The sequence below is a fragment of the Lamprocystis purpurea DSM 4197 genome, assembly GCF_000379525.1.
GTDB lineage: Bacteria > Pseudomonadota > Gammaproteobacteria > Chromatiales > Chromatiaceae > Thiodictyon > Thiodictyon purpureum.
This window is the reverse complement of record NZ_KB902539.1, coordinates 20,728-30,287: the sequence shown is the minus strand read 5'-3', so window position 1 is coordinate 30,287 and position 9,560 is coordinate 20,728. Positions and strand designations below refer to the sequence as shown.

At 61.4% G+C, this 9,560-nt stretch carries 9 protein-coding genes; all 9 read right to left on the bottom strand.

Features of this window, described 5'->3' with window-relative positions:
- Positions 1-232: IS3 family transposase (locus tag A39O_RS0126170; RefSeq protein ID WP_020503644.1), on the bottom strand; the 232-nt coding region annotated here is incomplete at its 3' end.
- 1,995 nt (positions 233-2,227) lie between these two features.
- Positions 2,228-3,157: a hypothetical protein gene (locus A39O_RS41275; RefSeq protein ID WP_157640425.1), complete on the bottom strand. Its 930-nt coding sequence runs from the start codon at positions 3,155-3,157 to the stop codon at positions 2,228-2,230.
- Positions 3,154-3,480 (bottom strand): hypothetical protein, encoded by a 327-nt coding sequence (locus tag A39O_RS0126160; protein WP_020507619.1) that lies wholly within the window; start codon positions 3,478-3,480, stop codon positions 3,154-3,156. Before A39O_RS0126160 ends, A39O_RS41275 begins: the two co-directional genes overlap by 4 nt.
- A gap of 168 nt (positions 3,481-3,648) precedes the next feature.
- On the bottom strand, positions 3,649-4,125 hold the full coding sequence (locus A39O_RS0126155; RefSeq protein WP_020507618.1) for a hypothetical protein: 477 nt from the start codon (positions 4,123-4,125) through the stop codon (positions 3,649-3,651).
- A gap of 251 nt (positions 4,126-4,376) precedes the next feature.
- Positions 4,377-4,709, bottom strand: coding sequence for a hypothetical protein (locus A39O_RS0126145; RefSeq protein WP_020507617.1), 333 nt, complete (start codon positions 4,707-4,709; stop codon positions 4,377-4,379).
- 388 nt (positions 4,710-5,097) lie between these two features.
- The gene (locus A39O_RS37160) at positions 5,098-7,314 is read right to left on the bottom strand and encodes a VapE domain-containing protein (RefSeq protein WP_020507616.1); all 2,217 of its coding nucleotides are present in this window, start codon (positions 7,312-7,314) and stop codon (positions 5,098-5,100) included.
- 844 nt (positions 7,315-8,158) lie between these two features.
- Entirely contained in the window at positions 8,159-8,419 is a 261-nt protein-coding gene (locus A39O_RS41900; protein WP_026199750.1) for a hypothetical protein, read from the bottom strand.
- Between the two features lie 8 nt (positions 8,420-8,427).
- Positions 8,428-8,760 (bottom strand): hypothetical protein, encoded by a 333-nt coding sequence (locus tag A39O_RS0126125; RefSeq protein WP_020507613.1) that lies wholly within the window; start codon positions 8,758-8,760, stop codon positions 8,428-8,430.
- 98 nt (positions 8,761-8,858) lie between these two features.
- Positions 8,859-9,560 carry a hypothetical protein gene (locus A39O_RS41270; protein ID WP_157640424.1) on the bottom strand — a complete coding sequence of 234 codons (702 nt, stop codon included), beginning with the start codon at positions 9,558-9,560 and terminating at the stop codon, positions 8,859-8,861.

Sequence of the window (9,560 nt, the reverse complement as noted above, 5' to 3'; positions counted from 1 at the left end):
CGCTGTAGAGACGTTCCGGCCCAGCCTGATCGTCCACTTTCTGACGTCCACGCTTGGTTTCAAACAGCGTCCCGGCCTGCTCCAGGATCTCCTTTTTCCACTGCCCCACCTGGACCGGATGGACTCCATGCTCCTGTCCGATCTCGTTCGTCGTTTTGACCCCGCGGATCGCCTCCAGGCCGACTTTGGCCTTGAAGGATGCCGTGTACGTCTTGCGCTTCGCTTCGCCCATTATGATATGCCCCTTTTGGTTCGACGCGAGCTTAAATTACTGTCCGGTTTTCAGGGTCCACTATACTGGCCGTCGAGGATTTCACCCGTCAGCCCTTCGGGCAGGGACTGGAGCTGTTCGTAGAGGCTGAGACGGCGTTTCGTGCGGGCGGGCATGGTGCCGGAGTCTGTCCTCAGAACTTCACCGCAAGAAAATTTGGCGGAGAGGGTGGGATTCGAACCCACGGAGGGGGTAAACCCTCAACGGTTTTCAAGTCCTTGTTTTATAAGACTTTTTACAACAACCCACCAATCGGCACAAGAAAACTCAAGGGGTTAACTGTTCACTGTTGTGGCGAATAGTGAACAGTTGAGGGGGGCAGATTGGCGTTGTGGACTCAAATTGGACTCAAACCGCACGCACTCGGGAGCCTTCGCCGTGCCCCTGGTAGACCTCGAACACGGCGGTTCGGCCATGATCGCGGCCAGGTCCAGGAGGGCAGCAACGCCGGCGGGGGATCAAGCAGGGGGGGTAGTTCCGGGGGGCGAAGGCGGAACCCCGAAGGCTGAAGGGGGTTCCTGGTTGCCAGGTTAAGCGGTTCACCCGCTCGGCTGCTACCCATGCGGGCGGTCTTCAGGCGGATTTCCAGCCGACCCTTTGACTGGCGCCCGATCGCTTAATCGGCTGTGACTATCGGGAACGATTTTTGCTTTTTCACAAAAACAATATGTTATTAGATATAAGCAAGAATACCGCCCGATAGGCTTTGCCAATCGAACGGCGCGAACACGTGACGTGAGGATGACGTTACGCCAGGTCCAGGGGGGGCAACGCCGGCAGAGGGTTCACCCTGCTCCGCGACGCCGCGGCCGTGGAGCGGTGGGCAGAGCCATGACGCCAGACCCAGGAGGGGGCTAGGGGCAGACCTCGAACGCGCGGGTTCGGCCGTGCCGGCGGCCAGGTCCAGGGGGGCAGCAACGCCGGCAGGGGGTTCACCCTGCCCCGCGACGCCGCGGCCGTGGAGCGGTCGGCAGGGCCACGGCGCCAGACCCAGGAGGGGCCAGCGGCAGACCTCCAACGCGCGGGTTCGGCCGGGACGCTGGCCAGGTCCAGGAGCGCAGCAACGCCGGCAGGGGGTTCACCCTGCTCCGCGACGCCGCGGCCGTGGAGCGGTCGGCAGGGCCACGGCGCCAGACCCAGGAGGGGCCAGGAGCAGACCTCGAACGCGCTGGTTCGGCCGGGACGGCGGCCAGCTCCCGGAGGGCAGCAAGGATCTTCACCATGCTCCGCTTCGGTCGCTCGTTTCTCAGGAAACAGGGATGCTCCGCGACGCCGCGGCCGTGGATCGATCTGCAGGGCCGTGATGCCAGACCCGAGCGGCCCCGCGGTAGACCTCGAACGCGCGGTTCGGCCGGGACGGCGGCCAGGTCCCGGAGGGCAGCAACGCCGGCAGGGGGTTCACCATGGTCCGCAACGCCGCGGCCGTGGATTGATCGGCAGGGCCACGGCGCCAGACCCAGGAGGGGGCCAGGGGCAGACATCCAACGCGCGGGTTCGGCCAAGGGCTTAACAGAAATGTTAGGCAAGGGAAAGACCTTCGATCAGCACGCCGAGATAGCATCCGCCCTTCCGGCCGGATTTGATCTGCCATCCCGATGCGCACTTGTCAGGATCACTCCCTTTACCGCCGCGGGTGCATTCTGAGCAATCGACATATATCTTTCCTTTGGTGTCCTTGCGGCTGAATTTCGCTAGCTTTGTAGTCATGCCTAACCTTCGCTTAAACTGCGAGCCCCGCCCGCGGGCTCTGATTGGTTGGATAGCTCGCGGCTGGGCGGGGCCGCGTTAGGCTTCACGTTAAGCCCTTATTAGGCAGACTTCCAACGCGCGGGTTCGGCCGGGACGGTGGCCAGGTCCAGGGGGGCAACGCCGGCAGGGGGTTCACCCTGCTCCGCAACACCGCGGCCGTGGAGCGGTCGGTAGCGCCACGGCGAGTTGCACCAGGGGGCGGGGCGATCAGGGCGCCAGCACGGCGGACGGGTCGGCATCCGCACGGCGCGGGATGTCTTCGCCAGCCATCGCGGCCACGCGGATAAGCAATTCCTCGGAGCGTTCCAACCTCCACAGATCCGCATAGAGCTTTTCGCGGGCCTCCGCAAAACCGGCCGCCGAGATTGGCTTACGCTCAGAACCGCAGTGGGCGACGGCGGCGGATAACAGCTTTTCCTTGACCGCTTCGGGCATGAAAAAGCACAAGATACCGCGTAGGTCGTAATCCCCATGAGCCGGAATCGCAAGGGCCAGGTCTACGTCATCGCGGGTCCTGGAACATCCCAGGGAGCGCGCGCAACTCTCCGCATAGACCGCGCCTTTAAAGTCCACTTCCTGTGAAATCGCCTTTTTCAACTCGTCAACCGTTGCCGGGCGCTTCGCCAGCTCAGAAAGCTTGCCAGGGATCAACGCGATTTCGGCCCGCACGGCGTTAAGCGCTTCCCGTGGGTTGATCGATTCCGCCAAGGGTTCAGGGTCGGACGGCAGGGCCAGCGTCTCACAGAGAATCTCAGTATGGCGTGACTGTAGCCAGCTCTCGCACTCAGCAACCAACCGCCTCGATGCGTGAGAGCGTTCCGAACTGCGCGTATAACGGGAATACGCAATAGCGCGGCGCTGGGCCAACCCCTCAAGCTGTGACTTGCTGCGCTGGTACAGCGTCCATTGGGGCGTTTCCTCACCAATATTTTGAGGATTAGGCCATTTGTTGCGGATTGTGTTTTCTAATTCGGTGCATTCATGGTGCACGACGATATGCGCGTTGCCAAAAGCATTTGAAGCGCTGCGGTCTTCCTCCGCGAAGGTGCGCAAGTCCTCCAATCGCGCTTGCCAGGGGGCAAGCTTATCGGCTTCAACTGCGCAAGGATCGTCAGAACATACAGGTTGTGCGATCACGGGCGGAAACTCCGCTTGGTGTTGACCAGCGAGGGACCGCGGCGGACTGCCGGCCCGGTCGGGAGGTTGGTGTAGATGACCGGCTGAGAGTCTTCCATAACCATACAGAGCAACGCCGCAATCCCTTGGGGTCGGTTTTCGTCGAACCGCAAAGCGATATCCATGAGTTCCGGCAGACGGGCGGTGAAGTCGTGGCAGGCGGCTATGTTGGGTACCGTTGCCAACTCCTCCAACCGGGATTTGACGGCAGCGGGCGCGATATTGTGGCCGATCAGGTAGCCGGCAGCGTCGGGCGGTAGGTTCAGCGGTGAAGCCCCGCACATGGCGACGATCTCCTTGCACTGCGCAGTGCTTAAGTCCGCGGGGCGCGCTGGCGGGCCACGGCGAAGGGGTGACGGTGGTACTCGCGGGGGGCGGTTGTTCACTGTGTTGTTCTCGATCCGGGTGAATGAGTGGATACCGTACCGCATCGTCCGGGAAGTCAATAGGGGCTAGTTGGTTTCCGACGCGCGGATGATGTCATAGCAGCGGCGCCATGAATGGGGCATCTTGCCGGCCTGGCAGGCTTGCAGCGCCTCGGCTTCCAATGCGTTACGGGGGCCGCGGGAAGCCAGCAGGGGCATTATGTAACCCTCGAAGTGGATCAGATAGTTTATGAACCGCTCACCCCGCCGCGTGGTTGATTCTTTCGGTTTCCCGGGAAACAACAACCAGGCACGGACAAGTGCATGGTTACGTTCGGCCAAAGCAATCTGAGTTGCCGGAAGCCGCACCCCCTCCCCACGCACGCCCAGGGCCAAGTCTAAGGCGGCGACCTTCCCGGTCATGAAATCGTCAACGGCACCGCCGAACCAGGGCGCCAAGTCTGGAAGGTGTTCATTCACCACGCGCGACACCCGCGCCAGATCCCGCAGGCGGCCGGTGATCCGCGCGTCAGTCTCGATGGGTGGGGTAGAACGGCTATTCATGATAGCAACGGCCTATTGTTTGTCTTCTCATGATAGAAACGGCCTACTGTCGAGTCTTATAGGGCTGAAAATATGCTCAAAACCCGCGCTCGCTGTAGGGCTCGGTGTTTGGGGGTGGCCAGGGTCCCCCGTGATTCAGCACCGAACAGGATGGATACCCCGCCGATCGGTCGGACCTTCGGCCTTCGGCGCTTGCGGCCGGTGCGTGTCTTCATGGCGCGGTCTCCGGTGTGATCGGCGATGGTCAGTGGTCAGTTGATCTCAGCGGCGAGCAAGCGCCGGAAGATCGGGACACGGCCCCTCATGCCTGGTTCAACCTGGAAGACCTCCACGGCCTCTAGGACGCACCCGGCCGGAATGGCGTAGCGGAACTCACTCCCGAGCGGCGCCCGTCGGAACGACAGCGCGGAGCGGTTCCGCTCGAACCACGCACGGTCGGCGGCTACCGCGGCCTGATCCGCCTCCAGGTCGGCGGGCGTTGGGGGCGGCAGGGATGTGTAACCGAAGCGAAACGACACAACCTCGGGGCCAGGGGTGACTGTGACCTCTCGGCGTTGGCGCTTGCGGGCGGTGCGTGTCTTCATGGTGCGGTCTCCGATTCGATGTCCAGGGCGGCGGATTTCATCCAAGGTCCACCTGGTCCACCTCCCAAAGGTGGACCTTGACAGACAGCAAAAACAAACAATATCAATTCCTTACTCTTGCGCAGGTGGACCAGGGGACCAGGGGGGGGCCTGTTTCCTATATAGAGAAAATGTTACGCGTGACGCGCCGCGCTTACGCGGGTCGGGCTCCCCCCCATTTCTTTATACATTCCTGATTTATAGTAATAAGGTCCACCGTCCCCCACCTACCGATGTACAGCGTTGTTCTGTAAGACATAAAAAGACGGCTGTCAGGGTGGACCTTAGGTGGACCTGGGTGGACCTAGGCGCCCCCCTGCGTGAGACGGAAGGGTCAAAGGGTGAGTCATCAAAACCGCTCATCACCGAAACACGGCGGGTCGGGTAACGGAAGGCGTCGGGGCGGAGTCAGGTAACGCGACACCCCCCCGCGGGTTGTCTTGGTCAGCGCCGCCCCCCCGTGCTGATAGCGGCTTAATGTCGTACCCATCTTGGTAGCCATTCCTTGATCCGTCTTGAATCCAAGAAGGTCGCACATGCCCGAAGCAGTACGCGGAGTCCACAGTGTCGGGGACGCTTCCCAGTCCAACGCCTCGGCTAGACGCTCCATGATGGGATCGGCCTGTGTGAATGCTGCGTTCTGTTCTTCAAGCCATGCCATCTCGTCAGGGGACAGGTAGGTAGGCGATCCCGCCTCATACATGGCAACGGCCTGTGCCCAAACCTGTTGCATGTCAACCGTATGCTGGTAGTCGATGTGGCGTACTGGCACGGTCCAGAAGCGGCGGTTTCCGGTGCGATCACGAAGAAAGCCAACGTCGTTGACCGATCCACAGAAAGCGGTGCGACGCGGAAAATTGGATGGTGACCGTGCATAGGGCAAGCGGATAACGTCTTTGGTGTTGGTTAGAAATGCTTTCAAAGCAATAACATCACTATGCCGAAAGGTAACGTCTAACTCCGCAAGCTCGGTAATCCAATGCGACACCACATCTTTTACTTTGTCCTTGTCTTTTAGGTCCAGTAGCGCTTCGGTCATGATCCAATCCGCTATGGGCGCCAAACGGCGGAACCATGATGTCTTGCCCTTGCCTTGCGCCCCTTGCAGAACCAACACGCCGTGCGGTACAAACCCATCAGGTTCAACCACGCACCCCGCGGCGGCAACTAGCCAGCGAGGCAAGAGCTTATCGCGGAGCTCTGGACGGTCGGTATCAAGCGTTCCGCAGAGCGCGGGAAAGCGGTCTTGTTGATCCCAGGCGCGTGAACGAATCCAATCCAAAGGCGGATTGATTGCATTCTGATCCGCAATGGCCAACAGGAACTGAGGCAATGCGCCAGACGGCACGCCGTGCCGCCCACACAGGCTTTCGACGTGCGCAATGGTGGCTTCGCCTTCGTTCTCTTTGGTGCAGCGAAGACCTGGGATCTCGATCCGCATATCCTTCTGGACGATATCGAACGAAACGCGGACCTGGTAATGATCGAGCAACACGCGCGTATTTTCGATGGTACGCAGCACGCGGTTTCGGCTATTGCGTACAAACGGAAGGGGGTCTTGCTCGACCTCGACCGGAGCGGGCTTCGGCTTGGCCTTTGCTTTCGCCGCGCGTGCCTTAGCCATATCCGCGACCGGAGCCACGCCGACCCCAGCGGCAGGGGGGGCGGTCCTCTCTTGAGAAACAGCTTGTTTTGGGTTCACCCATCCCGCGCGTTGGGCCTCGGCGAAGACGGTGCGATAGTCGATGCTCGACGGCTTAAAAGACTCCCAGACACGCGCCGCATCTTCGGCGTTGTACTTCTCGCTAGTCTGCGACCACTCAAACCACAACCCGCGGCCAACATCGCCCAGCGCTTTCAGGGCGTGCCCTATCTTGATCCAGCGGTCCCGATCATCCGAGCGCAGCGACGCGAGCGCGGATCGAAGGTCTTTCTGGGTGTCGGAAGGAACAAGGAGTGTTGGCGTGCCCCCCGTGGCGTCGGTATGTGTCGTTCCTCCCCCATGCAGGGGGGCCAAGGTCTCAACCACGAACCCCGACACGTCGGCGATGTCCCCTTGGATCGCATCGCCGGTGACCGTGAAGTACCGAGCGGCGCTATACGCCTCGATACCTGACCGGTTCGGCCCTAGGGTCTTGAAGGGCCGGCCGTAGCCGATCGCATGGACGCCCGTACCCGAAGGGGACCGCTCGACGTAGCCGGGTAGCAAGTCGACCAAGGCGGCGAGCTCGGGACGGGTATCGGTGTGATCCAGGTCGATCCCCTGCCAACTCGAACCGGTGTCATCGGCGCCCAAGACGAAGCCAACGCCAGCCCAGCGACGCGACTGCAAGACCGCCAAAGCATCCTCGAATGTCCCCAGTTTGGCTATGTCCGCGGGCGTGTCCAGGGTGCCGCTACGCAGCGTGCCGTCCAAGTAGTACGGGGGCTTGGTCGGCTTGCCGTTGCGGAGCGGTCCATAGCGCCAGACCACCCAGCGCGGAGCAGACTGCATCGCCGCAGGGATCTCTGTGCGCAGCGTCTCGGGGTCTGGAGCGCGATACGGTTGTCCGTCGGTACCGCTCATGATGGCGTTTCTCGAGAAACGGCGGACGCGCGCCGGGCGTCTTCCCGCTCGTCATACCAACGTTGGTAAAGGTCCATGCAAAAGATCGTATTCGCGGTGATCTCTGGAGAACCTCCCAGCCGCTCAGCAATGGTGCATAGGCAAGCGTATTCGTCGGCTGACAGGTCCAGGGTCAACCGGTGGACGAGGACACCAGGGGTGGGCTTGGGGAGGGGCGCGCGGGCCCCGGGTGCGTCTGGGGCGCTCATGATCCCGTTTCCTGGGAAACCGCGGTGTCCAGAACCTCAAGCAGGCTTTCCAGGCTGTGATCGAGTCGGACGGACGCCAACCGCGCGCAGTCGATCAGGGCTGCGATGTTCTGTTGGGTCGCGAGTGGCGAGGGGTCACTCGTGCACATCGAACTCTGATGAAGCAGTTCGTACGCCAGATCTAGAACGCAAGACACCGATCCGGGGGCTTGCGCCAAGTCTTGTCGAACCAAGTCGAGACGGCTGCGGACCGCGAACGGAAGGGCTGTGGTCGTGGTGGTAGTCATGTGGTCAATCTCCGGGGGGGTGGGATTGACCGCGCACAGACAGGCAGGGGGGACGGATTGACCCCAAGGGGGTACAATCTCATCTCCGGTGTCGGACCGTTGCGGCGGTCGGGCTTTACGCGGTGGGCCTTTCTGCCAAGGCAGGCCCATCGCGACGGAAACACCCTACACCAGCTTGCGACAGTCCCGCAAGCGTCCCAGACGCCCCGCACTGGTTGCCCCCAGTCCGGGGCGTCTGCTTGTTGGGGGTGCCCCAACGGTTTTTCTGGCGGTTCTGGCACGCGCGGCGGCGGTCTACAGAGCGGCGGCTCATCGCGGCTGCTCCAATTCGTCGGGCGCATTGGTCGCGGCGGACAGGTCCGGGGGCGTCCAAGGGCACTCATCGCGGGCGGTACCCGCCAACTCAGCCGCGCGGCTGGCGAGATACTCGACGGCCATGCTCAATCCTGACAGTTGGTCTTTCGCCGCTCGATCCTCCAGCCCGACCAAGGGCTGTAGGCTCGAACTGCACGCTTGGATAGCGTAAGCCAAGTTCCATAATTCGGCATATGTGGCGTGATGATCGTTCATGGTGAACCCTATGCCGCGACGGCGGTTGATTGGGTCGCAAGCCATTGGGCGAACCGCGGGCGATTCACCAAGAGACGGGGGCGCTTCGAACCGGGGGTTTTCAACTCCACCATGGCGCCAGACGATAAGAGCCCGTTCTTCTCACGGAAGCGGGCGAGCCAGCGAAGGCTTTGCACGGTGCCCAGCTTCTGGCGCTCGAAGTCGCGGGCGAAGTCTTTGAACGTGTGGAAGTCGGTCAGGTCGGGGGCGGCCGTGGGCGCGTGGGTGGGATCGTAGTAGACGATGTGTGCGGCGGCGGTCAGGGGGGCGGCCGCGGGCGCTGGGGTGGGATGGTCGAACATGTGCTGTATCTCGCTGAATGATGGTGCGAGATAGCGTGATCTGGATGCTTCGGCAATGCGCGGAAGATTCCAGATAGTTTTTTCTGGGAATCTTCCGGTTAGGCTTTCCTCACGTCATCAGCGTTAAGCAGGTCGGCAGGGGGCAAGTCTTCGGCGACAGAAACAAGATCGGCGATAACCTGATACATGGGCGAACGGTAAAGCTTCGCGGCCTCGCGCTTCAACACCCTGACCTTGAGGGTTGCGGAAGCGCGCCGGGCCTTCCCCTTGCGAGACAGGAGTAGTCCGCGATCGGGCGGCGGTAATTCGCACTCCCGAATCAACTCGCAAAGCATGGCGTCAAGGGATCCCAACAGTTTGGCAGCATCAATGAACCGGCCGGTTCGTGCAAAATCGGTTTCTTGAAGGGTCTTCGTTTGAAGCGCCATCCGGTCTAAATGGGCGAGCTTATCCCGTAAAGTCTTTGCGGTACTGGCAACCCCTTTAAACTCGCGTTGCAGAACAGGCCAATCGTGCTTATCTTCAAATTGCGATGATGGTATTGCAACAACGCGAAGCAGAGCCTCTGTTGCAAATCTATTGTCAATCCCGGAGCATGTTTTCGCACTCAACAGGTGCGCAATAATCGCCTCTATGCTAGGTGCGCTCAGTATTCGCTGAAGGCTTATCCAGTCTCGCCCTTGAGCGACCTCCCGAATGAATTCGGGCGATAGGGACAGGTATCCCCGGCCGGAATGGAAAGCCTCAAGGATCTTCTTGGGGCAGTGATCGAGAGGGCGAACAACGTCGGGCGAGGACAC

Bases quoted from the DNA above. Each gene is read 5' to 3' on its own strand.
- A39O_RS0126160 (WP_020507619.1), bottom strand. From the start codon at position 3,480: ATGTGCGGGGCTTCACCGCTGAACCTACCGCCCGACGCTGCCGGCTAC.
- A39O_RS0126155 (WP_020507618.1), bottom strand. From the start codon at position 4,125: ATGAATAGCCGTTCTACCCCACCCATCGAGACTGACGCGCGGATCACC.
- A39O_RS0126145 (WP_020507617.1), bottom strand. From the start codon at position 4,709: ATGAAGACACGCACCGCCCGCAAGCGCCAACGCCGAGAGGTCACAGTC.
- A39O_RS37160 (WP_020507616.1), bottom strand. From the start codon at position 7,314: ATGAGCGGTACCGACGGACAACCGTATCGCGCTCCAGACCCCGAGACG.
- A39O_RS41900 (WP_026199750.1), bottom strand. From the start codon at position 8,419: ATGAACGATCATCACGCCACATATGCCGAATTATGGAACTTGGCTTAC.
- A39O_RS0126125 (WP_020507613.1), bottom strand. From the start codon at position 8,760: ATGTTCGACCATCCCACCCCAGCGCCCGCGGCCGCCCCCCTGACCGCC.